The 26,612-nt window shown below is 66.9% G+C and carries 20 protein-coding genes and 2 tRNA genes; 11 read left to right on the top strand and 11 right to left on the bottom strand.

Annotation, left to right across the window (positions count from 1 at the left end; all coding sequences use genetic code 11):
- Positions 1–39: 39 nt before the first annotated feature.
- Together QF031_RS16725 and QF031_RS16720 are read right to left on the bottom strand one after the other, a co-directional pair.
- The gene (locus QF031_RS16725; protein WP_307430678.1) at positions 40–4,581 is read right to left on the bottom strand and encodes an ExeM/NucH family extracellular endonuclease; all 4,542 of its coding nucleotides are present in this window, start codon (positions 4,579–4,581) and stop codon (positions 40–42) included.
- Between the two features lie 438 nt (positions 4,582–5,019).
- Positions 5,020–5,107, bottom strand: a tRNA-Ser gene (locus QF031_RS16720).
- Between the two features lie 110 nt (positions 5,108–5,217).
- Here QF031_RS16720 and QF031_RS16715 point away from each other — a divergent pair.
- The 9 genes from QF031_RS16715 to QF031_RS16675 all read left to right on the top strand — a co-directional run bounded on the left by QF031_RS16715 (position 5,218) and on the right by QF031_RS16675 (position 15,276).
- Positions 5,218–6,201, top strand: coding sequence for an NAD(P)H-quinone oxidoreductase (locus tag QF031_RS16715; RefSeq protein ID WP_307430675.1), 984 nt, complete (start codon positions 5,218–5,220; stop codon positions 6,199–6,201).
- Between the two features lie 119 nt (positions 6,202–6,320).
- Positions 6,321–6,926 carry a PadR family transcriptional regulator gene (locus tag QF031_RS16710; RefSeq protein WP_307430672.1) on the top strand — a complete coding sequence of 202 codons (606 nt, stop codon included), beginning with the start codon at positions 6,321–6,323 and terminating at the stop codon, positions 6,924–6,926.
- Positions 6,923–7,660, top strand: coding sequence for an ABC transporter ATP-binding protein (locus QF031_RS16705; RefSeq protein WP_307430669.1), 738 nt, complete (start codon positions 6,923–6,925; stop codon positions 7,658–7,660). The genes QF031_RS16710 and QF031_RS16705 overlap by 4 nt, the downstream gene beginning before the upstream one ends.
- On the top strand, positions 7,660–10,512 hold the full coding sequence (locus QF031_RS16700) for an FtsX-like permease family protein (protein ID WP_307430666.1): 2,853 nt from the start codon (positions 7,660–7,662) through the stop codon (positions 10,510–10,512). Before QF031_RS16705 ends, QF031_RS16700 begins: the two co-directional genes overlap by 1 nt.
- A gap of 147 nt (positions 10,513–10,659) precedes the next feature.
- Complete coding sequence (locus tag QF031_RS16695; protein WP_307430663.1) at positions 10,660–12,957, top strand: carbon starvation CstA family protein; 2,298 nt, start codon at positions 10,660–10,662, stop codon at positions 12,955–12,957.
- The gene (locus tag QF031_RS16690; RefSeq protein WP_307430658.1) at positions 12,957–13,160 is read left to right on the top strand and encodes a YbdD/YjiX family protein; all 204 of its coding nucleotides are present in this window, start codon (positions 12,957–12,959) and stop codon (positions 13,158–13,160) included. Before QF031_RS16695 ends, QF031_RS16690 begins: the two co-directional genes overlap by 1 nt.
- A gap of 77 nt (positions 13,161–13,237) precedes the next feature.
- Positions 13,238–13,864, top strand: a complete 627-nt coding sequence (locus QF031_RS16685; RefSeq protein ID WP_307430655.1) for a bacterial proteasome activator family protein — start codon at positions 13,238–13,240, stop codon at positions 13,862–13,864.
- Positions 13,865–13,872: 8 nt separating this feature from the next.
- Entirely contained in the window at positions 13,873–14,316 is a 444-nt protein-coding gene (locus QF031_RS16680; protein WP_307430652.1) for a hypothetical protein, read from the top strand.
- A 114-nt stretch (positions 14,317–14,430) separates the two neighbouring features.
- A complete protein-coding gene (locus QF031_RS16675) occupies positions 14,431–15,276 on the top strand; it encodes an aldo/keto reductase (protein WP_307430649.1) in 846 nt (281 codons plus the stop codon).
- Between the two features lie 175 nt (positions 15,277–15,451).
- Here QF031_RS16675 and QF031_RS16670 read toward each other — a convergent pair whose 3' ends face one another.
- The 3 genes from QF031_RS16670 to QF031_RS16660 all read right to left on the bottom strand — a co-directional run bounded on the left by QF031_RS16670 (position 15,452) and on the right by QF031_RS16660 (position 17,887).
- Positions 15,452–15,637, bottom strand: coding sequence for a hypothetical protein (locus QF031_RS16670; protein WP_307430646.1), 186 nt, complete (start codon positions 15,635–15,637; stop codon positions 15,452–15,454).
- 98 nt (positions 15,638–15,735) lie between these two features.
- Positions 15,736–16,821: a hypothetical protein gene (locus tag QF031_RS16665; protein WP_307430644.1), complete on the bottom strand. Its 1,086-nt coding sequence runs from the start codon at positions 16,819–16,821 to the stop codon at positions 15,736–15,738.
- A gap of 64 nt (positions 16,822–16,885) precedes the next feature.
- Positions 16,886–17,887, bottom strand: a complete 1,002-nt coding sequence (locus QF031_RS16660; protein ID WP_307430642.1) for a hypothetical protein — start codon at positions 17,885–17,887, stop codon at positions 16,886–16,888.
- A gap of 126 nt (positions 17,888–18,013) precedes the next feature.
- Between QF031_RS16660 and QF031_RS16655 the strand changes: the two genes are divergently transcribed.
- Complete coding sequence (locus QF031_RS16655) at positions 18,014–19,255, top strand: NAD(P)/FAD-dependent oxidoreductase (RefSeq protein ID WP_307430640.1); 1,242 nt, start codon at positions 18,014–18,016, stop codon at positions 19,253–19,255.
- A gap of 71 nt (positions 19,256–19,326) precedes the next feature.
- On the opposite strand, the gene QF031_RS16650 is transcribed toward QF031_RS16655, so the two are convergent.
- The 6 genes from QF031_RS16650 to tmk form a co-directional block, all read right to left on the bottom strand.
- On the bottom strand, positions 19,327–19,965 hold the full coding sequence (locus tag QF031_RS16650; RefSeq protein ID WP_307430637.1) for a hypothetical protein: 639 nt from the start codon (positions 19,963–19,965) through the stop codon (positions 19,327–19,329).
- 122 nt (positions 19,966–20,087) lie between these two features.
- Entirely contained in the window at positions 20,088–21,035 is a 948-nt protein-coding gene (locus tag QF031_RS16645; RefSeq protein ID WP_307430634.1) for a polysaccharide deacetylase family protein, read from the bottom strand.
- Between the two features lie 637 nt (positions 21,036–21,672).
- Positions 21,673–21,745: transfer RNA gene (locus tag QF031_RS16640), tRNA-Thr, on the bottom strand.
- Between the two features lie 104 nt (positions 21,746–21,849).
- Positions 21,850–23,418: an alpha/beta hydrolase gene (locus tag QF031_RS16635; protein ID WP_307430631.1), complete on the bottom strand. Its 1,569-nt coding sequence runs from the start codon at positions 23,416–23,418 to the stop codon at positions 21,850–21,852.
- A complete protein-coding gene (locus QF031_RS16630) occupies positions 23,415–24,578 on the bottom strand; it encodes a DNA polymerase III subunit delta' (protein ID WP_307430629.1) in 1,164 nt (387 codons plus the stop codon). Before QF031_RS16630 ends, QF031_RS16635 begins: the two co-directional genes overlap by 4 nt.
- On the bottom strand, positions 24,575–25,282 hold the full coding sequence (tmk, locus tag QF031_RS16625; RefSeq protein WP_307430627.1) for a dTMP kinase: 708 nt from the start codon (positions 25,280–25,282) through the stop codon (positions 24,575–24,577). The genes QF031_RS16630 and tmk overlap by 4 nt, the downstream gene beginning before the upstream one ends.
- Before the next feature lie 133 nt (positions 25,283–25,415).
- Between tmk and QF031_RS16620 the strand changes: the two genes are divergently transcribed.
- The gene (locus QF031_RS16620; protein ID WP_307430624.1) at positions 25,416–26,606 is read left to right on the top strand and encodes a trans-sulfuration enzyme family protein; all 1,191 of its coding nucleotides are present in this window, start codon (positions 25,416–25,418) and stop codon (positions 26,604–26,606) included.
- Positions 26,607–26,612 lie beyond the last annotated feature (6 nt).

The raw sequence follows: 26,612 nt of genomic DNA, 5'->3' as shown, positions 1-26,612 counted from the left end.
GGCGGAATAGGAACCAAAAGTGATGGCGCATCGGGGGTTTTAGCCCCGCAGGCAGGCCCGGTAGGCGGCCATGGCCTGGCCGTAGTTCGCCTGGCCCTTAACGTCGGCGGGCCGGGTTGGCTTGACCGGCGGGACACAGACGGGCTGCGCCGGGGTGTCCGCGCCCACCAGTACGGCAACCCGCACCACCGTGCCGGATTCGACGGCGGTGAGCACCAGCGTGCCCGTGCCCTCGGAAGCGCCGGCAGGGACCGCCAGGTCCACCGAAGCCGCGCCCGAGGCTACGGGGACAGTTCCCAGTGGCGTCACTGTTCCGGCCGCATCGGTGAACGAGGCCAGCAGGGCCGTGTTCACCGGGCTGCCCAGCGACGTCAGGTCCAGCTTGGACACCGTCAGGGTGACGGGCTCGCCCGGCTTGACCTCAGCGGCGGTGGTGTTGGTGACAGCCACCGAACGCCGCGCGAAGTCAGGGGACACCGGGCTGCTCTTCTGGAGGAAACCGATCCAGGCATCCCGGTCCACCAGCCCGGAATCCCGGGTATTGGTGCCTTCGGTGAAGACCCGGAAGTTGTCGCCGCCGGTTGCCAGGAAGCTGAACGTGCCCACCCGGTAGGTCTTGGCCGGGTCCAGCAGTTCACCATTGACCCGCACCGAGGTGATGCGGTCACCTGCAGCGCGGGCGGCGTCATAGGTGTAGTTGACGTTCTTTGACAGGCCCAGCTGCAGGTAGGCGCGGCTGGGGACCGTGCCGTCCGGGTTGGTCTGCCACTGCTGCTCCAGCAGCATCTTGAACTGCGCACCCGTCAGGGACGTGGTCCACAGGTTGTTCACGAACGGCAGCACCGCATTCGCCTCGGCGTAGGTAATGGTGCCGTCCGGCGCGTAGTACAGCTCGTTGCGCAGGCCCCCGGCGTTGACGACGCCGATCTCCGCACCGCCGAGCTCGGCTGACTTCAGCGAATCAAGCAGGGAGTCCGCCACCAGGTTGCCCAGGGTGGATTCGCTGCCGCGGTCATCGCGCTTGGCGGTTCCGGTTGCGTCGGTGGTGAATGCCGTGGTGATGTCCTTGGTGACCGAGCCGATGGGCTGGTTGCCAACCACGGCGGCGTCCGCCATGGCTTTTTTGACGATGGCGTCGACGGCGGCAACGCGCGGGTAGGCGGCAACCAGGTCAGCGGCCGGATCCGTGCTGCGCTTGACGTTCCCCGCCTTGTACGCGGTCACCTGCTTGCTGGCGGTATCAACGGTCAGCTGGATCTGGCCCACGTTCTCGCCGTAGTTGCCGGTCTGCACGATGGGCCGGGTCTTGCCCACCATGCCGGGAACGGGTGCGTCCCAGGCGTATTCCTTATGGGTGTGGCCGGTGAAGATGGCATCCACCTCAGGGGACGTTTCGGTGACCAGCTTTGCAAAAGGCCCGCCGGCTGCCACTTCCTGCTCCAAAGTGGCGCCTTCCACCACACCGGAGCCGGCGCCGTCGTGATCCTCGACAATGATCACGTCGGCAAGCTTGTCCGCTGTGATCATGGCGGCCACCCGGTTGATGGCCTCCACGGGGTCGCCGAAGTCGAGATCGGCAATGCCTGCCGGCGTCACCAGGGACGGGACCTCCTGGGTGACGGTGCCGATCACGGCAACCTTGATCCCGTTCAGGTCCAGCACGGTGTACTCCGGAAGTGCCGGCTCGGTGGTGCCCTTCTTGTAGACGTTGGCGCCCAGGTAGGGGAACTTCGCATTCGTGCCGCCGGCGATGACGCGGTCGCGCAGGTCCGCCCAGCCGCCGTCGAACTCGTGGTTGCCCACGGCGGATGCCCTCAGTTCCAAAGCGTTCAGCACATCGATGGTGGGCTGGTCCCTGGCAACCGCCGAGGCGAACAGGGAGGCGCCGATGTTGTCGCCCGCGGACAGGAACGCCGTGGCCCCCGGAGCGGCTGCGGCGCGCAACTTCTCGATGGTGCCCGCGACCTGGACTGTATTGGTGTCGATCCTGCCGTGGAAATCGTTGATGTTCAGGAGGTTCAGGTCAACAGTGGCAGGTGTGGGCGCCAGGTCCAGGCCCACCACCACAGGATCATGGTCGCTGGCGCGGAACTGGTCCGGTGCGTAGTAGTTGGTGACGTTGCTGTTGTAGCGGCTGTACTCCAGCGCCACGGATTCCACCGAGTTGATGTTCCAGATGTCCGCACCCGTGACCACACCGTTGGCGGCCGGGGAAGCGAGGATGTGGTCCAGCGACCCCACCAGGCCGCCGAAAAGGTAGGAGTGCTTGGCTGAGCCGTCGGGGTTGCGCGCCTTGTCGTCCTGGTTGACATACCCCGCGCCTGTGAGGACGTTGATGGGGTCTTCCTTGCCATAGGAGTTGAAGTCACCGATCAGGAACACCTTGTCGGTGCCCTTGGACGCCTGCAGGGAGTTGGCGAAGTCCAGCAGGGACTTTGCCTGGGCCGTGCGGGCGAGGTTTGAGGCGCCCTGGCCCTTGTCCGTATCGTCCGGGGTTGCTGCCGAGCCCTTGGACTTGAAGTGGTTGGCGATGGCAATGAATTCCGTGCCGGCGCCGCCGCCCACCGGCTTGAACACCTGGGCCAGCGGTTTGCGGGCGCTGGCGAAGGCAACGGTGTCGTTATGGATGATGGACTCACCTACGGGTTCGGCAACGGCTTTTTGGTAGATGAACGCGGTGCGGATCATGTCCTCGTCGGCCAGCGGGGGAGCGTTGGCGGGTGTCCGCACGTAGTCCCAGATGCCGGGGGTGGGGACATTGAGTGCCTCCACGAGCTTGGCCAGGGCGTCGTCCCGGTCCTTGCCGAACTGCGCGGAGTTTTCAACCTCCATCAGGGTCACCACGTCGGCGCCGGACTTGGCGATGGCAGAGACGATCTTGTCCTGCTGGCGTTTGAAGTTCTCCGCGTTGGCGGCACCGCGGGCGTCACAGCCGCCACGGACGGTGATCGGGTTGCCGGCGCGGTCCTCGTAGAACGTGCAGCCGGAGAGCATGTCACCGGTGGTGGGGAAGTAGTTCAGGACGTTGAACGAGGCGATCTTGACGTTGCCGCCAACGGCGGCCGGGGCATCCGTCCGGGTGGCCCCGAAGGCGGCCGGCTGGACCGTTGCCTTGTTGGCCTCGGTCAGGTGGGTCAGCGGCTGGAGCTTCCAGGAGTTGTTGGCGTAACCCAGCACCACGTTGGTGGTGAAGTCCACCGGCGAACCCACGCGGACGGGGTCCGTGGTGGTCAGGTACGGCAGGACCTCGGCCTTGGTGGCGGCGTCCTTCAGGAAGTTGGTGCTGGACCCGTCGTCGAGCTTAATGCCGCGGGCAGCGTTGTCCGCAACCACGGCGGTGTACTCGGCGGAGCCGAAAGGTGCCACAGCTGTGGGCTGGACCAGCGGGGTGGTTCCGCCCGCCAGGCCAATCTCGCCGTACTGGTTCAGGCTGTAGTTGTCGCTCACCGTCATGGGGCCCTGGGGTGCCAGCAGCATGCCTTCCAGCGACTCGCGGAAGGTTTCCGTGGCGGGAAGGGTGAAGATGGTGGGCTTGACCTCGGGTGCGGCGTCGTTGAGCTTTGTAAGGCCCGATGCCGCCGCCACGTTGAGCTGGGTCATTCCGTAGTACTCGGCCACGCTGCCGGTCACCTGGACGTAATCGCCTGCCTGCACCGAACCCACCGTGGCGGCGGAGTAGACAAAGATGCCGTCGGATGCTGCATGGTTGGTGGCCGTCAGGTCACCGCCCGTGCCGGGGGTCTGGAGGTAGTAGCCGTTGAGGCCGCCCGTGGGAAAGGCTGCCGTGACTTTGCCCTTGGTGGTGACGGTGGCTCCGGCCAGCGGGCTTTCCGTCCCGGTGCCCTGGATCTCCGCGATGGTCCTGGACACGGGATCCGGCGAGGGCGAGGGGGTGGGGTCGGGAGCCGGAGCTGTGCCGCCCGCAGGTGTTGGCGTGATGGCGCCAAGGAGCGTGAAATCAGCGGCGTTGCTGTTGCTGTCCGCCCCGGCGGCCCTGTTGAGGCTCTTCACATCGGTGTTTCCGGCAGGTGCCGCAGCTGCCTGGGTCTCAAAGGTGTTCGAGGCGCCGTAGCCCAGGAGGTCGGCCACGCCCGCCGTTTCCACCACGGAGCCGGTGGGGAGCCCGACGGCGGTGGGTTGCTTGGCGAGCACGATGGTGCCGGAGGTGCCGCTCGGGTTCAGGGTGGTGACAAGGTCAGGCCTGGGGAGATCGGCGCCGTTGGTTCCGTTGCTGCTGCCCTGCACCAGGTAGTAGCCCTTGGCCGGGATGGTACCGGACAGCGGCGCAACGCCGGAGGGCGCACTCGTGCCGGTGGCTGAACGGTACTGGACGGACCAACCCTCAAGGGAGACCGGCGCGTCCGAGCTGTTGTAGAGCTCCACGAATTTGTTCTTGAAGGCGGCGCCGCTGCTGCCGCCACTCAGGTAGGCCTCGTTGATTACAACGGGGGAGGTGCCGGCCGCGGCTGAGACCTCCGCGGCGGTGTTGTCCGCAATCGCGGGGACAGCTGCCAGCGGGGCGGCGATGAGCCCCACGGACAGCGCTGTGCCCAGCGTCAACTTCCATGTTTTTTGATGCATCCGCTCCTACTTTCATTGAGGTGTCCCGGGTGGGTGGCCCGGGAGAGTGCGTCCGGGGTTGTGCCGGTCGGACGTGGGGTTCGGATCCTGCTCCTGGTCAAGTGGGTGTCCGGCTCATGACAACAGCAGTGAATGAACGCAAGGTGGCTGGAGCATGCATTCGGCGGGACGTTCCCCAGCGGAGCGGCCCACCCTGCGGCCCGGAGCTTCCCTAGCGCCGGACCGGAGGTGCTGTTGGCGGGAGTGATGATGCCGGCAAACACGCAGGTGTGCCGGCAATCACAAACGATACCCGCGGGTAGCTTCGCGGAGGGGTTCCGGCGGCGGGTTAATCCAAAGAATTTACGTGGCGGCAAAACGCGGACGTCGCCACCCAGGCCACGGTGTTAAAGCAAAGAACCCCTGGCGGCCGTTGCCGGCTGCCAGGGGTTTCCACTGCGGAAGGTAAGAGATTCGAACTCTTGGTACGGGGTTACCGCACACTGGTTTTCAAGACCAGCTCCTTCGGCCGCTCGGACAACCTTCCTCAGCTAGTAGTGTTTCATAGGCACTTGCCTGCAACAAAACAGGCTCGGGGAAGGTGCCCGGTGCACACTGGTTGCAGCCAGGAATTTGAGTCAGGAACGGGAGAGGTCCATGAAAGCCGTCTACATTTTGGAGCCGGGCGGCCCGGAGGTGCTGGAAGTCCGGGACGTGGATGCCCCGGTCCCCGGCCAGGGTGAAGTCCTGATTGATGTGGTGGCGGCCGGACTCAACCGGGCCGACGTGCAGCAGCGCCGGGGGTTCTACCCGCCGCCGCCCGGCGCTTCCGAGGTTCCCGGCCTGGAGGTTTCCGGCAGGATCGCCGGTTTCGGCCCCGGCGTCAGCAAGCCCTTCTCGCTGGGGGACAAAGTGGTGGCTCTGCTGGCCGGCGGCGGCTACGCGCAGCAGGTGGCCGTCCCGGCCGAGCAGGTGCTGCGGGTGCCTGAGGGAGTGGATCTGGTCACCGCGGCAGCCCTCCCCGAGGTGGCCGCCACCGTCTACTCCAACCTGATCATGACGGCGCAGCTGCAGCCGGGCGAAACCGTCCTCATCCATGGCGCCACCGGCGGGATCGGCACCATGGCCATCCAGTTGGCCAAGGCATTTGGCGCCCGGGTGGCCACGACGGCCGGCACCGACGAAAAGGTCAGCACTGCCAAGGCGTTCCTCGGCGCGGACATCGCCATCAACTACAAAGAGGAAGACTTCCCGGAGAGCCTTCGGCGCCAAAACGAGGGCAAGGGCGCGGATGTCATTCTGGATGTGGTGGGGGCCAAATACCTCCAGCAGAATGTTGATGCCCTGGCTGATTACGGCCGCCTGGTGGTGATCGGCCTTCAGGGCGGGGCCAAGGGCGAGTTGGACCTGGGGCTGCTGCTGAAGAAGCGGGCTGCCGTGGTGGCCACCGCCCTGCGGCCAAGGCCGGTAGCGGAAAAAGGCGCCATCATGACCGCCGTGCGCGACGCTGTGTGGCCGCTGGTGGCCGACGGCAGGATCCGCCCGCTCGTCGCCAAAACCTTCCCCATGGACCAAGCAGGTGCGGCCCACCGCTACTTCGACAGCGGCGACCACGTCGGCAAGGTCCTCCTGGTCATGTAGCAGCTCATTGCATACCCGGTATTGCATCCGGACTATCCAGGCGTTAGGCTGACCATACGCGGTATGCACAGGTCTTGGGGGCCTGTGCATACCGACAGTGACTAGCCCGGGGGAGCAAAATGTCCATTCGCCACAGCCTCCTCGCCCTGCTGCAGGACCAGCCGCGTTACGGCTACCAGCTGCGGGTCGAGTTCGAGAACCGTACCGGAGCCACGTGGCCCCTGAATATCGGCCAGGTGTACACAACCCTGGACCGGCTGGAACGCGACTCCCTGGTGGCCAAGGAAGGCGACGACGGCGAGGGCCATGTGGTGTACAGCATCACCCCTGCCGGCAAAGCGGAGGTGCGGAGCTGGTTCGCTGCCCCCGTGGAGCGGAACAACCCGCCCCGCAATGAGCTCGCCATTAAGCTCGCGCTCGCCGTCACCCTGCCCGGGGTCGACGTGCAGGCCATCATCCAGGCCCAGCGGGTGGCGTCTATCAGGGCCCTGCAGGACTACACCAAGGCTCGGCGCGACACGGCAGCGAACCAGCGGGCCACGGATACCGCCTGGCTCCTGGTGCTGGACTCCCTGATCTTCCAGACCGAAGCGGAAGTCCGCTGGCTTGACCTCTGTGAAGCCAGGATGGTCCAGCAGGCGCAAGCCGCCGCGACGGGGCCGGCCCGGAAGACGTCCAACGGGGCCACGGAAGACGCCCCGCTCAGCGCGGACAGCCGCCGGTGAGCGTGCAGGGGCCGCAGCAGGTCCTTGAACTCGCCAAGGTTGGCAGGACCTTCGGGGAAGGCGCGACGGCGGTCGCAGCCCTCCGCGGCGTCGACCTCACCATCTGCGCGGGGGAGTTCGTCGCAGTGATGGGGCCGTCGGGCTCCGGCAAGTCCTCGCTCCTGGCCCTTGCCGGCGGACTGGACCGGCCGACGTCGGGGGCGGTCTTCGTCGAGTCCACGCCCCTGGCGGGGCTGGGCTTGAACGAACTGGCCCGCCTGCGCCGCCGCGCAGTCGGCTACGTTTTCCAGGACTTCAACCTGGTCCCCACGTTGACTGCCGGCGAAAACGTGGCGCTGCCGCTGGAGCTGGACGGAACATCCGCGAGGAAGGCGCACCGGCAAGCCGCCGATGCGCTCCGGCAGGTGGGCATCCCGGAACTCACGCACCGTTTCATGGACCAGATGTCCGGCGGCCAGCAGCAGCGCGTGGCCATCGCCCGGGCCATCGTGGGCAAACGGCGGCTGATCCTGGCGGACGAGCCCACCGGTGCGCTGGATTCGACAACGGGACAGGGGGTCATGGAGGTGCTGCGCGCCAGGGCCGACGCCGGGGCCGCCGTCATGCTCGTCACCCACGAGGCCCGGCACGCCGCCTGGGCAGACCGGGTGGTCTTCCTGCGCGACGGACGCATCATCGACCAGGCGGCAGCCATGCACGACCCCACGATGCTGCTGACGCAGGCCGGACTCTAATGCAGCTTGACCTCGCTCCCGCCCCGCAGGGCCGCCGGAGCGGCCGCCGGGTTGCCTTGCGGCTGGCCCGCCGCGACATCGCCCGCCACAAGGGGCGCTCGCTCCTGATCGTCCTGCTGATCATGCTGCCCGTGGCCGGCATGACCGGCGCCGCCACCCTCTACCAGAGCTCCCAGCGCACGCCCGGCGAAATTGTCCGGTACGAACTGGGCAACACCCAAGCAAGGTTCAGTGTCCTGCCGGTTCCCAGCGCGGACTCCCTGCAGGACCCACTCAATGACGGCGTCATCGCTTCCAGCTCCGGCCGATTCGACCCGGATTTCCAGCGGACCGACCCCCGGGAGGTGATCCCGGCAGGCTACGACGTCCTGCCGCAGCGCCAGCTGCAGCTGACCACGGGTGTGGGCGAGGCCCTCGTTTCATTGCAGGGCCGCGAGGTGGACGCCCTCAACCCGGCCTTCGCCGGCAAATTCACGCTTCTCGACGGGCGGGCGCCGCGCGACGGGACAGAGGTGCTGGTGTCGCCCGGGCTGATGAAGCGGTTCCACCTGGCGTTCGGCGACCCACTGGCGACGTCGGCAGGAACTTTCGTGCCCGTCGGCACCATTCGCGATGCCGCGGCCTCGGACGGCAACAGCTTCCTCTACCTGCGGGCAGGCCAGGTCCCCGCCGACTTTGCCCGGGGACCGCTGAGCCGCCAGTCCGTAACTTACTACCTGGTGGGCCCCGGACCGGTCACCTGGCAGCAGGTCAAAGAGGCCAACAGCAAAGGCGTTGGCGTGCTCTCCCGCAGTGTGGTGCTGGACCCGCCGTCCGTCGACCAGCGCACAGTTCCAGGTGCGCAGCTGCACGACAACACCCCTTTGCTGGTGACCGTCTATGCCACTTTCGGCCTGGTCGGTGCGCTCGCACTGATGGAGGTGGGTCTGCTTGCCGGTGCCGCCTTCGCCGTCGGCGCCAAGCGCCAGGTACGTGAGCTGGCACTGCTGGCATCCTCGGGAGCGGATACTTCCACCATCGGAGCCGTCGTCACTGCCGGTGGACTGTGGCTTGGCAGCCTGGCCGTGGCCCTGGGAGCCGCGGCGGGGCTGGGGGCCGCCGCCGTCGTCCACGTGGTCCGTTCCACCGGTTCCGCCCGGCTCGCCGGCCTGCACCCGGACCTCCTCCTGACCGCCATGGCCATGGCCATGGGCTTGGGCGCCTGCGTGCTGGCAGCATTGGTCCCGGCGCGCCAGGTGTCGCGGCAGGCCGTGCTGGGTGCGCTCAAATCCGGGCGGGCGCCAGCGCCCACGGGGCGCCGCACCACCGTGGCCGGCGTCGTCGCACTGGCACTTGCCGCAGGGCTGTTGGCGGCAGGCTGGCTTCTCAGCGGTTCCACGAACGATCCCGACCAGCGGGCGGAGCAACTGCCGGTGGTGGTCACCCTGCTGATCGCGGGGGCGGTGACCGCAGTGGCGGGCCTGGTCATGCTGACCGGATGGCTGATCGTCCGGCTGACGTCCCGGACGCACTGGCTGTCCCTCTCCCTCCGGATGGCGGCACGGGACTCTGCGCGGAACCGCGGCCGCAGTGTGCCGGCGGTAGCGGCAGTGCTGGCGGCAGCCACCCTGGCAAGCGCCGCCCTGGTGCTGTCAGCCAGCCAGCAGGCGGGACTGCGGGACTCGCATTACTGGGGCGCGTTGGAAAACCAGGCGTACCTGCCGCTCACGGGGGATCAGCCCCTCGCTGCTGATGGCAGCATGCGGCCCCCGGTCGACATCGACGCCGGGGTGCTCTCGGCAGCGGTGGCTGATGCCCTGGGCACGGTGGAGTGGACCCACCCCTTGACCGCTCCGGCAGGCCTGCGGAACTGCCCCGAGGGTCCCGCCGATCCAGGCCTGCCGGCACTGACGGATACCTCTAACTGCCTCGTGTTTTCGCTTGCCCGGCCACAGGCCAACGAGTGCCCTACGACGCCCAAGGGACGGGTGGTGGATCCGGCCGACTGGCGGTGCCGCGGTTCCATGGTCAATGAACAGCCCTCCGGGCGCGCAATCCTGGTGGGCGGCGCGGACGACATCCTGGCAGCACTGGGCCGCGACCCCTCTGCGGAGTCCTTGGCGGTGCTGGACGCCGGTGGGATGGTGGTGACCAACCCCGTCTTCGTCGATGATGGAACGGTCCTGCTGGAGGGGAAAGATGTGAGGAGGCAGGGTGCCGGACCCGCAGGGCCGGGGACGATGCCCTCGACGGTGAGGAGCGCCTCCCTGGCCGCAGCGGTGCTCGAGCCGGTGGTCCCGGTCCCTTACTTCGGCGTTGTCTCGCCGGCGACCGCCGCACGCCTGGAGCTCCACGCAGAACCCGCCGGACTGCTGGTTCAACTGGCGAAGTATCCGTCGGAGGCTGAGGCGGATGCAGCCTCCGCTGCCATCGCGGCCGTCTACCGGCAACCCGGCATGGACTTCCGGGCCGAGCAAGGCATTTCGCAGGGCAGCCAGTGGATGACCTGGTCCATTGTGGCCGCGGCGGCCCTCATCACGTTCAGCGCAGCGGGCATCACCACCGGCCTCTCCCTGGCCGATGCCCGTACGGACCATGCCACCCTTGCCGGGGTGGGCGCATCACCTCGGCTGCGCAGGGCACTGGCAGGTTCCCAGGCGCTGTTCACCAGCGGCGTCGGCGCTGTGCTGGGAGCGCTGGCCGGGATGGTGCCCGCGCTCCTGCTGGTCCTGTCCACGGACATGCGGACGGCGGTGGAGATTCCGTGGCTGCACCTCCTGGCCCTCGTGATGGCCGTACCGGTAACGGGCGCGGTACTTGCCTGGACCTTTACCCCTTCCGGCCTGCCCTTGTCCCGGCGCAGCCTGGCCTAGCCGGAAGAGTTTTCGCCCCTCGTTCGTCGCCGCGTCGCTGCCGTTCACCGCATGGGCCGGCGCCGCGCCGCCGTCGGCCCCTGGTGCGGGGATCTGCGTTGGTAGGGTGCCCAGTAGGAAAAGTGTGAAAACTCTCAAGGAGGAGACATGGCCGGAGTGCCTGACCAGCGGAAGAACGGATCCCGGGCGGTGGGCGGACTGGCCACAGACCCGGATCTTCCCCCGCCCGCCGTCGATGAGGCACGGCTCGAGGCCGAGGACCGGAAATGGACTCCGGCGAAGATCGCGCTCTGGGCCACGATAGCTTTGCTGGGCGGCGTGGCCTGGTTCATGTTGGCGATCGTGCGCGGTGAGACCGTCAACGCCATCTGGTTCGTCTTCGCTTCTGTGTGCACCTACCTGATCGGGTACCGCTTCTACTCCAAGGTGATCGAACGCTACATCACCAAGCCTGATGACCGCCGTGCCACCCCTGCCGAGTACAAGGCTGACGGCAAGGACTACGTCCGTACTGACCGGAACGTGCTGTTCGGCCACCACTTCGCCGCCATCGCCGGCGCCGGCCCACTGGTGGGACCGGTCATCGCGGCCCAGATGGGCTACCTTCCCGGCACCATCTGGATCATCATCGGGGTGGTCCTCGCGGGAGCCGTGCAGGACTACCTGGTGCTCTTCTTCTCGATGCGCCGCGGCGGCCGTTCCCTCGGCCAGATGGCGCGCGAGGAACTCGGCATCATCGGCGGCACGGCCGCCCTCATCGCCACCCTGCTCATCATGGTGATCATCGTGGCCATCCTGGCGCTCGTCGTCGTCAACGCTTTGGGCGAAAGCCCGTGGGGCGTGTTCTCCGTGGGCATGACCATCCCCATCGCCCTCTTCATGGGCGTCTACCTCCGCTACCTGCGCCCGGGCAAGGTCATGGAAGTCTCCATCATTGGCTTCGTCCTGCTGATGGCTGCCATCATCGGCGGCGGTGCCGTGGCCGGCACCGAATGGGGCGCGGCGTTCTTCCACCTGGACAAGGTGACCATCGCCTGGGGCCTGATCATCTACGGCTTCATCGCCGCGATCCTGCCGGTGTGGCTGCTCCTGGCCCCCCGCGACTACCTCTCCACCTTCATGAAGATCGGCGTAATCGTCATGCTGGCGCTGGCCATCATCGTGGTCCGCCCCGAAATCACCGTCCCGGCCTTCAGCGAGTTCGCCTCCCGCGAGAACGGACCTGTGTTCTCCGGTGCCCTGTTCCCCTTCCTGTTCGTCACCATCGCCTGCGGTGCGCTCTCGGGCTTCCACGCGCTGATCTCCTCGGGCACCACACCCAAGTTGATCGAGAAGGAACGCCAGACCCGCTTCATCGGCTACGGCGGAATGCTGATGGAATCCTTCGTCGCCATCATGGCCCTGGTGGCGGCCATTTCGATTGACCGCGGCATCTACTTTGCGATGAATGCCCCCACCGCCCTGACAGGCGGCACGGTGGAGACAGCCGCGCAGTGGGTCAACAGCCTCGGCCTGGCCGGAGTCAACATCACGCCGGACCTCCTGGCGCAGACCGCCCAAGACGTCGGGGAGCAGAGCATTGTGTCCCGCTCCGGTGGTGCTCCGACCCTGGCGGTCGGCCTGGCGCACATCATGCAGCAGTTCATCGGCGGGACAGCCATGATGGCGTTTTGGTACCACTTCGCAATTATGTTCGAGGCCCTTTTCATCCTCACCGCGGTGGACGCCGGCACCCGCGTTGCCCGCTTCATGCTGCAGGACTCCATTGGCAACTTCGTCCCCAAGTTCAAGGAAGCCTCCTGGCGGCCGGGCGCCTGGCTCTGCACTGCCGTCATGGTGCTTGCCTGGGGTGCGGTGCTGCTGATGGGCGTCACCGATCCGCTGGGCGGCATCAACACCCTGTTCCCGCTGTTCGGCATCGCCAACCAGCTGCTGGCCGCCATTGCGCTGGCCGTGTGCCTGGCCATCGTCGCCAAGCGCGGAACCTTCAAGTACCTCTGGATCGTGGCCCTGCCGCTGGCCTTCGCCGCGGTGGTCACCATTACGGCGAGCTACCAGAAGATATTCTCCTCCACTCCTGCCGTGGGGTACTTCGCCAACAACGCTGCCTTCAGCAAGGCCCTGGCCGACGGCAAGAAGGAGTTTGGCACAGCGAAATCAGTCGCTGCCATGGAAGCCGTGGTCCGAAACACCGCCATCCAGGGTTGGCTGTCCGTGATCTTCGTGGTGCTCAGCATCATCGTAATTGTGACGGCGGTGCTCGCCACGGTCAAGGCGTTCCGTGACCGGTCGGCTGGGGTGGCCACCGCCGACAACGAGGACCCGGCTGTTCCGTCGCGCGTCTTCGCGCCGGCCGGGCTGGTCCCGACAACCGCCGAACGTGAGCTGGCCGCCGAGTGGCAGAAAGTGCCCGCCGAGGCCCGCCTTGAACGGGCAGGGCACTGATGAGCACCGGCATCACCCTGGTTGCCAGCGGGTTCCGCGGCTTCGCCCGCTACCTGGGCGGCGTCATGGGCGCCGATGCCTACGCCAAGTACCTGGAACACCACCGGGCGGCCGGGCACCAGGAAGCACCCCTGACCGAACGCGAATTCTGGCGGGACCGGACGGACCGCCAGGACAGCAATCCGCAGGGCAGGTGCTGCTGATTGAGCCCGCAGCGGACAAGGCCCCCGGAGCGCCTCCCGGGGGCCTGGGGGCCGATGGGCCGTGAGAGTATGAACGCATGAGCGATCCCAATGACACTCAGGCACCTGAGGACCTCCCGGTAGAAGGCACTCCCGTTGACGACACCCAGGACCCGGTACAGGTTCCGTCCGCCGTGGACGGCAAGCCCCGGGGCAGCAGCCTGCAGGACCTCGTGGACGAGCCGGCCAAGGTGATGCGGATCGGCACCATGATCCGGCAACTGCTTGAAGAGGTGAAGTCCGCGCCGCTGGACGACGCTGCGAGGGGCAGGCTGGCGGCCATCCATGCGCGCTCCATCAAGGAGCTGGAGGACGGGCTTGCGCCCGAGCTCGTGGCGGAACTGGACAGGATCAACCTGCCGTTCTCCAATGAGGCCACCCCTTCCGATGCCGAGCTCCGGATCGCCCAGGCCCAGCTGGTGGGCTGGCTGGAGGGCCTGTTCCACGGGATCCAGACCGCCATCGCAGCCCAGAACGCAGCCCGGGAACACGCCGCCGCGCAGATGCAGCTGCGCCAGCTGCCGCCCGGCACCATGATCGCGCCCGGCGTCGTGATTGGTGAGAACGGTGAGCCGCAAAGGGCTCCGGCCGGGGCCCACCCCGGTGCGCCGTCGCGGCCCGGCCCGCGTGAAGATCCGGACCACGGTCCGGGTCAGTACCTCTAAGGTTCCGCTTGGGTTTCTTCACTGCCGCCCGTCAGGGGCGCAAGGACGACGCGGAACTGGGCAAGGGGTTGTGGCGCCGTGCCCACGACCGCTTCCACCGGGGACTGGACCGCTTCCACCAGGTGCTTGAGGGCGTGGAGGACGACCAGCTGTACGCCGAGCTCGTGGAGATCGCCAACGAACTCGCTGCCCTCCTGCAGCGTGTCCGGGAAGTGTGCATGGAGGCGCAGCGGCGTGCACCCAGTGAGGGTCTGGACATACCCGCGGGCCTCTCGGATGTGCACCGTTCCCTGTCCAAGGCCGGAAACTCGTTGGCAACCACGGCGGAGGCTGCCGCCATGCTTCGGCTCGCCGTCGGCCCGGTCCCGGTAGGGGCGGCGTCCGTCCGGCGCCGTGCCGAGGCTGTTTTCCAGCAGGTAAACGACGCCGAGAGGCAGCTTCGCGGGTTGTAGCTGGGCAGGTGCCGCAAAATATTCCCGATTCGGAAGCATACTTTGCAGTTAAGCGGGTGGCTGACAGAGCCGGATTCTGCAGCGTCGGCTCCCACGTTTTGGCAGGATGAAAACATGACTCTTTCACCTACCTTGACTTTCAACGACGGAAACACGATTCCCCAGCTTGGCTACGGCGTATGGCAGGTTGAGGACGACGTGGCCGAAAAGGTTGTCCGCCAGGCGTTCGAAGCCGGCTTCCGCCACATCGACACGGCAAAGATCTATGGCAACGAGGCCGGCGTGGGCCGCGCCATCGCCAGCTCCGGCCTGTCGCCGGAGCAGATCTTCATCACCACCAAGCTGTGGAACGCGGACCAGGGGTACGAGTCCACCCTCGTCGCCTTCGAGGAATCCATGGACCGGCTCGGCCTCGAAACGCTGGACCTCTACCTCATCCACTGGATGCAGCCCAAGCAGGACAAGTACGTTGACACCTGGAAGGCCCTGATCGAACTCCAGAAGCGCGGCCGGGTCAAGTCCATCGGCGTCTCCAACTTCACCGTTGAAGGCCTTCAGCGGATCATCGACGAAACGGGCGTCGTTCCGGCCATCCACCAGATCGAACTGCACCCGTACTTCAACCAGCGTGAACTGCGTGAGTTCGGAGCCTCCAAGGGCATCCTGACCCAGGCATGGTCGCCGCTGGGCCAGGGTGGCGAGCTGCTGAACGACCCCGCCATCGCGTCCATCGCTGCCAAGCACCAGGCCACCCCCGCCCAGGTGGTCATCGCCTGGCACCTTGCCATTGGCAACGTGGTCATCCCCAAGTCCGTGACCGAGTCGCGCATCAAGGAGAACTTCGCAGCACTGGAGGTCTCACTGGACGCCGAGGATGTTGAAGCCATCAACAACCTGGACCGCACCGCCAGCGGCGAAGGCCGCATCGGCGCCGATCCCGCGGTCTCCGACTTCGCCTAACCCGCCGCGGCGGCGCCTGTCATTTTGACGGCCACCGTCGAAGCAACGTCAGCCCGTGCTGCCGGCAATCGCCAGACAGCACGGGCTGATGCTTTTAATGCCACCGGTGCTTGCAGGCTGGGTCTGCGCAGCCGGCCGGGCGCCGGGCGCCGAAGCGGGCGGCACGGCCTACGGCCTAGGCAGCGACCTGGACGTGCTCCACAACGACGGCGTCCACCACGGCCCAGTTGTCCTCGCCGTGGCAGTACCTGCAGGCGAAGCGCTCAGCCTCTTCGAGCGTCTCGAAGACCTCCGACCGGGCCCGGCCGCAGTCAGCGTCGAAGTACGTTACGTGAAATTCCTGGACAGCTTGGTTTTCCATAAATCCAGTGTGCAACCGGGGTCTGACATTCTTAGGAACCAAGCCCGCGTGTTGTGGATAGGCGCCGGTTTGTCACGCGACCTACCCTGCCGGCGCCGTTAGTTGGCGGCTGGATCCGGGACCCCGGCTGCCCGGACCTTCAAGACCAGCGCGGCCAGTGCAAGCATTCCCAACCCGGCCCAGACGAGCGTTCCGGCCCAGATCTCCGGGGCAAAGCTGAGCGACCCGTCGTGCAGCGCCACACCGGCGAAATAGGGGGCCCAAAACATAACAGGTGCCAGTCCCATGGCCGCCATAAGCCGTGCCGGCCTGTCCGGGGCCGGCCGGAGCACCACCCACACCACTCCGACAAGGACCGCGCCGGCGAGGGCCAACGGCACCAGCCAGGCGTCCCGCAGTGCCACCATGAGCTGCAGGGCCGCAGAGGGAACCAGAACCATGGCCGCAGGAACCACGGGGTGAAGGCGCCACCGCAGTGAGAGCAGCAGGACGGGAACGAAGAGCACTACCGTGGAGACCAAGAAGGATGCCAGCGAGATCATGATGCTCGCCGACGTCGGACCGGTCACAGCTGCCTGCGACCCCGCAGCGCTTGTGTATGTCTGAACGAGCCCGTGGCGGGCGAAGACCGCGAATTCCTGGAGGATGAACGCCGCAATCATCCCGGCGAGCATGGCGCTGACCACTGCAGGCACCAAATCCTGCCACGCCCGCCTGGGCGACTGCCAGGCGGCCGAGAACGGGGCGCCGAGGATAAGGAACCCGCCGGTTGCCAGTCCAAGATGGGACGGGCTGAACAGCGCACTGATGTTCTGCTCGATGCCAAGCACCGAATGCCACGCGAAGTCTCCCACTCCGGAGGCCAGGAAGAGGGCGACACCGGCCGCCGCAGCACCGTAACCCGCGGGGACTGCTTCCGCCCAGCGCATCCCCGGCGCGTGCCGGCGCCAGGTCAAGGCTGCGATCCACACGGCGCAGGCAGCAAAACCTGAGTAGAGGAGGGCGTGCCACGGCGTGAAGAAGGTCTCGAGGTTGCGCAGGTTGTTATGGGCCCAGCCATCCACATAGGTCCCGATGAGGAGCCAGACACCGGCGGCGAGGGTGATGGAATCTTCGAGGGCCGTGGTGGGGCGCTGAGTTGCTGCGGGCGGAACCGCAAAGGCATGGGCTGCTGCGGCATCCATAGCTCCACAGTAGGTCCCGCGAACGGCTTGCGGGAGAGGAGCGCCCGGGTAATTTCTGCGCCCCTCAGTCAGCATCCAGTCGGAGCACGCGTTCCTGTGCCAGCACAGCGGTCCGGCTGGCTTTGTCTGCCGCCCGAGCCGCCTGCTTTGCTTCTGCGGAGGTGGCGGTAAGCCGCTTGCGCGATCGCTCCAGGTTTTCTTCAGCGGCCCTAAGCCGGGTCCGCAGCTCAGCCGTCTGCTGCTGCAGTTCCGCGATTTCCGCCCGCGTCTTCTCCTCCTGGTCCTGCAGGTCTCCGGCGAGTCGTGTTGCCTCCTCTTCCGCCGCCCGGGCTTCGGCCAGGGCGGCCTTCGCCCTTTCCAGCGCGGGCGGTGAGGCCGGCCGGGGGGTCTGCCGCACTGCTTCAAGACGGGGTCTGGTGGGCTTTGGCTCGGTGGCGCGCTCCGCCGTCGTCCGCTTTTCCCCTGCTGGCGCCTTGGGTGCTGCTGCCTTTGGTGCTGTTCTCGTCGCTGCCGGACGGGGAGCGCCGACATGCGGGGTGGATGGAGCCGGAAGCAGCCCGGGGAGGGCAACCGCCCCCTCCAGGTCGACGTCATTGACGCCGTCGGCGGACAGGACTTTCAGCAGCCGTCCACTGCCAACGGCATTGGCCGCACCCTCATCTGCGGTCAGGGCCCGGAGAGTCTCCTCGACGTCGGAGGCCATTGCGTCGCTGATCGAGCGGCCCTGCTCCCCGGCAACGGACCGGGCGATGTCGACGGCGTCAGCCAGCATGGTGCGTCGCTCACGGCCCAGCTCCCGGAGGGCGGGGGCATCCAGCGATTCCTGCGCTGCCCGCATGCGCGCCCCAAGTTCGCCCAGCCCGTCCAGCACGTCCGGCCGGTGCCGCGCGAGCATGTTCAGGGCCCAGGCGGCCACGGACGGTTTGGGCAGGCCGCGGACCGCCGCCGCCAGGCCCTTGTCCTGGCCCGCAACCTCCTTGGCGGCTGCGGCCCGGACCGCGACAAAGTCGTCCAGGGCCCCGGCATACAGCTTGTCTGCAATGTCTGCCAGGGCTTCGTCTTCCATGCCGCCATCTTAGGTGGCTGGAGGGCACGTCCCGAGGTTCCCCACCTTGGCGGAACAAGACGTCCGCCGCAACGCTATGGCGGGCGCACCCTGTTGCTCGTCCGCCGGGAGGGGTATGTTGCACGAATGGACGATTCATACCAGGTCATCGTTGTTGGCGGCGGTTTTGCCGGAAAGACGGCGGCGGAGGAGTTAGGCCGCAAGGGCGTCCGGGTGTTGCTGCTCGATGCCAACAATTACCAGCAGTTCCAGCCGCTCCTCTACCAAGTCGCAGCATCCCAGATAGGCGTCTCGGCGGTCACCCGGCCGCTCCGGTCAGAGTTCCGCAGGATCAACAATGTCCGCGTTCTGACGGCGGAGGTGACCGCTATCGACGCGGCCAACCGCTCCGTCACTACCGCAGACGGCTCCAGTTTCCGTGCCCAGGCGCTGGTCATTGCCACTGGGGCCGTGCCGAATTTCTTCAACACCCCCGGCGCTGATGAGCACGCCTACCCGCTGTACTCGGTGGCAGATGCAACAAGGCTCAGCGCTGCCATAACAGCCGTGATGGACGAGGCTGACCGCGACCCCTCGGCCGGCGCGGATGTGATTGTGGTGGGCGGTGGCCCCACAGGGGTGGAAACCGCCGGCGCGCTTGCAGAGAACGTGAAGTACCTTGTGCCGAAGTATTTTTCGCCGGGGCTGGCCGCCCGCTGCCACGTTCACCTGGTGGACATGGTCCCCAACGTGCTTGCAGCTTTTTCGGAGAAATCGCAGGCATACGCACGGGACCGCCTGACGAAATTGGGCGTGCAGCTCCACATGGGTACTGCCGTGGGTGAAGTCCGCCCTGACGGCGTGACCCTCAAAGACGGGACCGTCATCCCCGCGCGGATCGTCGTGTGGGCCGGTGGCCTGCAGGCGGGACGCATAATCACTGAGGCCGGCCTGAAGCAGGGCAAGGGTGGCCGCGTGGACGTACAGCCGGACCTGACAGCCCCGGACCTCGAAGGTGTCTACGTCCTGGGCGACTCCGCCAACATCACCGACGCTGACGGGAACAAGCTGCCCCAGCTTGGGTCCGTGGCGCAACAGTCCGGCAAATGGGCGGCCCGCAACATCTACGCGGACCTTACCGGCGGTGTCCGCGAGCCCTTCCACTACTGGGACAAGGGCTACATGGCCATGGTGGGACGCGGCGCAGCAGTGGCGGAACTGGGCCGCCGCCGGCTGCAGCTTCAGGGTCCGCTGGCGTTCGTTTCGTGGCTGGCGGTGCACCTTGCCCTGCTGCCCGGATTCCAGCAGAAAGTCCGTGCCCTGTTCTCCTGGGCCAATGGCTATGTGACGCACAGTCCGGCGCAGGTGGTGGTGGGCAGGCCGGACTAGGCTGCTGCACGGTTGCTAACACCGCGACCGCCTGGCTACGCCCGCGCGTCCAACCCGGCCTGCCGTCGTCGTTAGTTCTTTTCGAAACTCACCAGGCGGCCGGCCACGGTCCACCCCGACGACTCGTAGGGGCCGGCGGCATCCGGCTCAACTACCATGTGCAGGTACTCGGCGCCGTGAAGGAAGGCCTCCTCTGCCATGGCGGCGAACAGGGCCCGCTCGAACGTCTCCTTTTCCGGGCCTTCGGGGACTTCGGTGATGGCCACCGCGGCGAAATCATCCCGCACCTGGACACGGCCCCGCGCCACCGGGTGGTCAAAGACGGTGATTTCGACGGCGTCGTACGTCTCCATGGGTGCCAGGGCCACTTGGGAGTTCTCAGGCAGTTCCACTCCAGTATTCAACTCGGCAGTGGGGGCCATGAGCAGAACCTTCTCGGACGCCTGGGTGAGGCCGTTGGGGGCCAGCCCCGCAGTGCTGCCGGCATCACTGCAAACCAGGGTGAGGCGCGCCCCTTCACCAGCTGCCTTGGCGGCAAACTCCTCCGCATCAGGGCCTGGCCAGCCCCCGACATACTCGTGTCCTTCGGACGCCTGTCCCGTACCGCCTTCGACAACGAATCCGGCCTCCACGGCGTTGGCGGAGCGCCCCTGCAGGTCCGCCCAGGCAGGGACCCATCCGATGGCGGGAGGGTTGTGCTGTTCCGGCATGAGGGACTCCTATCGTTTGGCTGCGGCGGGACCGCGGTCCCGCCGCACGCTGCTGGGCAGGGCTTTCCTTGTCAACGTATCGGATCAGCACGCGGCCTGCCACCGGCACTGGTGGTGCGCGCTCAGGGCAGGTGGATGAAGGACATTCCGGCTGTCAGCAGTTTGTCCAACGCCTGCATCACGCCTTCGGCCGTCCCGCCATGTGGGTGGTTGCCGTGGCAGATGACCACGTCGCCTGCCCGGGCCCTTCCCACTTCTTTGGCTACGACGGCGGCTGGAAACGTTGCGCCGCCGTCGCCATTGATGCTGAAGCCGGCCGCTTTCACGCCCACCGCTCCGAGGATGTCCACGGCAACGTCGTCCATATACGCGGTACCGGGGCGGAAATACCTGGGACGCTTGCCTGTGATGTTGGCCAGGATGCCGTCATTCGGCATGATCTCGTCGTAGACCTCCCCGGCGTTCCTCGTGCCCGGGATTCCATAGGCCGTGTTCCCGGTGGTGGACAGCGGTTTGTGGGAGGTTCCGTGGTTGGCAACTTCGAAAAGCGGGTCCGCCGCCAGCTGCCGGGCAGTGGCGGCGTTGGCTGTGATCCACCGCGAGTTCAGGAAGAGCGTGGCCGGGACGCGGCGCTGGCGGAGGGTGTCGAGGAGCGCCTGGTCGTAGCCGTTGCCGCCGGAGCCGCCGCAAAAGTCGAAGGTGAGGGCGATGCCCTGTGCGCCGGGCGGCAGCCGTGTCAGGACGCCGGGAGCCTCCAGGCCCCAGTAGCGGGCCTGGCGCTTGCCGAAGGTGTCCAGGATCTGCGCGCGCGACGGCACTGACGCTGCCGACGGGGACGCCGGTGCAGGCGCAGTCTCGTCACCGTCGGGGCCTGTGTGCATGATCGTCGAGGAGACACCGGCCGCGCCGGCGTCTTCCTGGGCCGTGCCTTGTGTATCAGGTGGCTGCTTCGAATGCGGCGGCAGCTCGGGGACGGCGGCCGACAGCGTCAGCACGGCTGCCACTAGGACGGCCCTCCGGCCCGGTCCCTTGCCGTCCTGGCCAAGATGCGGGGGCGAGTTGGGTTCCACCGCTAGGCCCCCTGCAGGGACGGGGCTTCAGCACGATGCCTGCCAGCTCCCGGGAAGCAGCCGGGGGTGGCCCAAGCCGCGCGGCTGCGGCCTTCCGGCCAGGCAGAGGTGGAGACCGCGACGCGCAGAACGGCGGCTTGAAAACAGGGGGTCATGTCGGGAGGATACTGTGGGCGCCTTACCGTTTCCTGAACCTTTCCCGGTACCGCGGCGGCGGCGTAACAAAGGGCTCCGCCAAGGGACTTTTGCCCCTAATCACTTCGGCAAAGGCGGTGTTTACTTGTGGGCTGGGGTGACGTCACGCTCCTACGGAGCCAATGCTCCGCCGCTCAAGCACGGAGGTACAGCCAGCAATGAACCTCAAAGACCGTTGGGACCGCCTTGATCCGTCTGTCCAGAAGTGGTTTTTGGACAACCCCGGATGCCAGATGGTTCCAAGGACAATCACAACGGTGATCTCCAACGAAACCGGAGAAAAGCTTCCTACCGGACAGCACGGCGAGGTTGCCATATCCCGCGAGGACCAGGAGTTCATTCGCTCCAAAGTCACATGAGGCGGTGCTGCCTGGTCAAACCCATGTCACAGCTTAACCAGCGAAAAACCCCTAGAACCCTTGGGTTCTAGGGGTTTATCCCGAGCTTCCTATCAGAATCGAACTGATGACCTTTTCATTACGAGTGAAACGCTCTACCGACTGAGCTAAGGAAGCACCGCACGAAATCCCCGGCGGAACCGGGCGCTTCATGCAAGAGTCAACTGTAATAGAGTCTCCTCGTCCCGGTCAAAATGGGGCCGGGGAAGCTGGTGGGGTCGTCAGCAGACGGTGTTGTCGGCCGGAAGCTTGCCGCCCACCAGGTAGTTGTCCACCGAATCCTCGAGGCAGCTGTTGGCCCGCCCGTACGCGGTGTGCCCTTCACCCTTCCAAGTCAGCAGTGAAGCGTTCCCCAGTTGCTTGCGCAGGGATGCTGCCCAGTCCACGGGGGTGGCGGGGTCACCGGTGGTGCCGATGACAACAATGGGGGAGTCCCCGCTGTATTCCACGGGCGCCGGGGTGCGCACATTCTTGTAGGGCCAGTCCGCGCAGGTGGTGCCGCCGTAGGCAAAGAAGTAGCCCAGGGTGGGGGAGTCCTGTTCGAGCCGTTTCTCCTCGGCCCGCATTGCGGCCGGGTCCGAAACCATCGGGTAGTCCAGGCAGTTGATCGCGTTGAAGGCGAACGTTGAATTCGAGGTGTATTTTCCGTCGGAGGCGCGGTCGGCGCCCAGATCGGCAAGGCGGAGCATGAGGCTGACGTCTCCGGACATCGCGGCCTCCAGCGCCTGGGTGAGCGCGGGCCAGCTTTGGTCGTTGTAGAGCGGGGTGATCAGGCCGCTGACGAACATGTTGGCATTCACCAGCCGGCCGTCCTTAGCTGTTCGGGGGGTCTGCTGCACGGCGTCGATGAGGTCGCGGATCTGCTGCACGCCGGAGTCCACGTCACCGCTGAGGGGGCACTTGCCCGTCTTTTGGCAGCTTGCCACGTAGCTGTGGAGTGCTTTTTCGAAGGCGCGGGCCTGGCCGCTGGTCAGCTCTTCGTTGCTGATCGACGGATCCAAAGCGCCATCCAGCACCATCCGCCCCACGTTGTCCGGGAAGAGCGAGGCGTAGGTGGAGCCCAGGAACGTGCCGTAGGAGTAGCCCAGGTAGTTGAGCTTGGTGTCGTTCACCACCGCGCGGAGCACGTCCAGGTCCTTCGCGGCGCTGACGGTGTCAATGTGCCCCAGGACCGGGCCGGTTTGTGTGGCGCACTGGTTGGCGATCGCTTTGTTGTCGGCCAGGGCCGCCGCCAGACCGGCGTCGGTTTCAAGGGCGTAGATTTTGGCCCGGGCGGCGTCGCGTTCCGCATCGGTCATGCAGGTCACGGGAGCGGAGCGCTTGACGCCGCGCGGATCAAAGCCCACCAGGTCGTAGGCGTTGCGTACGGCAGCTGAAAAGTGGGTTCCGGCAGCGTCCTTCACGAAGTCGTAGCCGGAGGCGCCCGGGCCGCCGGGATTGACCAGGAGACTGCCGGTTTTCTTGCCCGTGCTGGAGGCCCGGAGGGCGGCAAGCTGGATGGTGTCGCCGCCGGGATTGGCGTAGTCCATGGGGACGGTCACCTTGGCGCACTGGAATTCCCCTTCGCAGGGCTGCCACACAACTTCCTGCGAGTAGTACTTTTCCAGTCCCGCGGGAGCGGACGCCACGATCGAGGGGTCGGCCTTTGCTGTCGCCGCCTCCGGAGGGTTCTTGTCGCCGCCATTGAGGAGACTGCACGAGGCCAGCACCATGGCCAGCGCCATTGCGCCCGCGGCGCGGACGGCGACCGCCAGGGACCTGTGGCGTGCGGGCAGGGGGCGGGCGGTCATCGGGTCTCCTTGGAGGGCTGGATCAGGCTGGCTGCCATGGACTCGATGGCGAGCAGCGGGGCAACGTTGGTGGTGGTGATGCGTTCGCGGGCTTTGTTGATGGCGTCCATGCGGGCCAGGGTGGCTTCCGGAGTGCTGCGGGCTGCGAACTCCTCCAGCTCACTCCTCAACTCAACGTTAACCAGTTCCACGGCGTTCCCAAGCTGGATGATCAGGACATCACGGTAGAAGGACAGCAGGTCGGTGAGCGTCCGGTCCAGCGAATCCGTAATGGACCTCTTGGCTCGCCGTTTTTGGTCGTCTTCAAGTTGTTTGAGCTGGCTGCGCATGGCTGGCGGGAGGGTTCCCGATTCCGGCGCCCCCAGAGTGGCCAGGAGCGCCGTCTTTTCCGCCGCGTCCCGTTCCTCGTTGGAGCTGTTGGCCTCGGCGGTGGCGATCTTCACCAGCTTGTCCGCCATCATGACCGCAGCTGTTACGCCCCGGAGGCCAAGCGGAAAGCGGACGGTTTCCAGCCGCCGTTCCCTTGCGGCCGGGTCCCTGGCCAGCCGGCGGGCAATGCCCACGTGGCTCTGGGCGGCCCGGGCTGCCTGCTCAGCAAGGGCGGGGTCCACGCCGTCACGCCGAACCAGCAGTGCTGCAACGTCCGAGGCGGGCGGCAGGCGCAAAGCGACACTCCGGCAGCGGGACCGGATGGTGACCAGGACGTCGGCGGGGGACGGCGCGCAGAGCATCCACACAGTCCGCGGCGTGGGTTCCTCAATGGCTTTGAGCAGCACGTTGGTGGTCCGCTCGGCCATCCGGTCGGCGTCCTCCACCACAATGATCCGCCAGCGCCCCGACGATGGCCGGTTTCCCGCCGTCGCGACCAGTTCCCGGGCCTCGTCGATGGTGATGGTGACTTTTTCGGTGCGCACGAACGTCACGTCTGAATGGGTTTCGCCCAGGATGGTGTGGCACGCCTGGCACCGTCCGCAGCCACGGAGGCTGACGTCCTCCTGGTCGCAGTTCAGCGCGGCGGCGAAGGCCTTGGCGGCGTTGGAGCGCCCGGAGCCCGGCGGTCCCGTGAAAAGCCAGGCGTGCGTCAGGCTTTCGCCGGTCGCTGCCTGGCGCAGTTGCTCGACGACGGCGGGCTGGCCTTGGAGGTCATCCCAGACGGTCATGAGCTGCTGCCCTTTGCAGCGGCTGCCGGTACTGCCGGTGCAGCTTCCTTCCCCTCTGTTGGGGCAGGGTCGCGGAGCAGGTTCTCCACCCGTGCGAGGATCTGCGCCGCCAGTTCATCAACCGGCAAATGGGCGGGGAGGACCAGGTACGACGCGGGGCGGCGCGCGGCGAGGTCCAGGAAGGCGCTCCGGATCCGGGTGTGGAACTCGTCCGCTTCCGATTCAAGGCGGTCCTCTGCAGCCTGGCCGGCAGTGCGGCGCCGCCGGCCCAGCTGCGGATCCACGTCCAGGAGGACAGTAAGGTGCGGCTGGAGGCCCGAGGTGGCCCACCCATTAAGGGACTGCACGGCATCCTGGCCGAGGTGGCGGCCCGCCCCCTGGTAGGCGACGGAAGAGTCGATGTAACGGTCAGTGAGCACGATCTCCCCCCGGGCAAGTGCCGGGCGGATGACCTGGGCAGCGTGGGCGGCGCGGGAAGCCGCAAAAATGAGGGCCTCGGTGTGGGCATCGATCTCCCCGTTGCCGTGGTCCAGCACCAGCGACCGCAGTTTCTCCCCAATTGCGGTGCCGCCTGGTTCACGTGTACGCAGCACAGTGTGGCCCCGGGACTCCAGCGTGACCGCAAGCCGTGCCGCCTGGGTGGACTTGCCGGCGCCGTCGCCACCTTCGAATGCGATGAATACGCCGGCCCTCTGTTTGTTCACTTCTCAAGCCTACCGAGGCATGGCGACATTCTTGGATTTGGGATACACCCTGTGCAGGACGGGTGGAGGTTCCGTCGTCCACAAAACGACACCACTTTCCGGCGCGGTTGGCAGGAACAGTACGCTTTTGACCATGAGTCTTTCCGAGCATCAGACCGCGTCCCTGTCACCCGAGACCGTGGTGGTGGCGGCGGGGCGGCCGCCGCGGGAAAGGGACCAGCCGGTCAACCCTCCCATCACCCTTTCCTCAACCTATTTCGGCACCGGCCCCCTCGGCGACGGCGACCGGGGGTATGGACGCTACTCGAACCCCACGTGGGACCCCTTCGAGGAGGCGCTCGGCCAGCTTGAAGGATCTGCCTTGCCCGGCCTGCTGTACGCCTCGGGGCTCGCGGCGGTCAGTTCTGCGCTGTCGCTGATCCCCGCAGGCGGGGTGCTGGTCATGCCGAACCACAGCTACTCCGGCTCCCTGGTGATGGCCTCGGAACTCGCGCAGAAGGGTTTCATCGAGCTCCGGACCGTGGACATCGCCGATACCGACGCCGTCAAGGACGCGCTCGCCCCAAAGGAACCGTCGGGGAAGGCCGCGGCCATGCTGTGGCTGGAAAGTCCCACCAACCCCATGCTCGGAATTGCAGACATGTCCGCCGTTGCCGAGGCCGCCCATGCCGCCGGAGCGATCGTCGTCACGGACAACACCTTCTCCACACCCCTGGTGCAGCAGCCCCTTTTGCTCGGATCCGACGTCGTCCTCCACTCGGTGACCAAGTACCTGGCCGGGCACTCCGACGTCGTCCTCGGCGCGCTGGTCACCGCCAACCCGGACCTCCGCGCCACGCTCCTCCACCACCGCATCATCCATGGCGCAATTGCCGGCCCTTTCGAAGCCTGGCTGGCGCTGCGGGGCCTGCGGACCCTCGCGCTGCGCGTGGAGCGGTCGCAGGAGTCCTCAATGGTCCTGGCGGAACGCCTTGCCCTGCACCCCGCCATCGAATCCATCCGGTTCCCGGGCCTCAGCACCGACCCCGGGCACGCACGCGCCAAGGAACAAATGAAGGGGTTCGGCTCCATCATCTGCATCCAGGTGGCGCCTTCCGCAGGCCTCACCGGCGCTGACGCCGCGGACCAACTGGTGCAGGCCCTGGAACTCTGGCTGCCCGCCACGTCTTTGGGAGGCGTCGAGTCACTCATCGAACGCCGACGCCGGCACTCGGCCGAACCCACCAGCGTCCCCGAGAACCTGGTGCGCCTCAGCGTTGGGGTGGAAAACGTTGAGGACCTCTGGGCCGACCTGAAGCAGGCGCTGGACGCGCTGGGCGGCTAGGCTGGG

The organism is Pseudarthrobacter defluvii (genome assembly GCF_030816725.1).
In the GTDB taxonomy this organism is placed as follows: Bacteria; Actinomycetota; Actinomycetes; order Actinomycetales; family Micrococcaceae; genus Arthrobacter; species Arthrobacter defluvii_A.
This window is presented reverse-complemented; position numbering and strand designations above follow the sequence as displayed.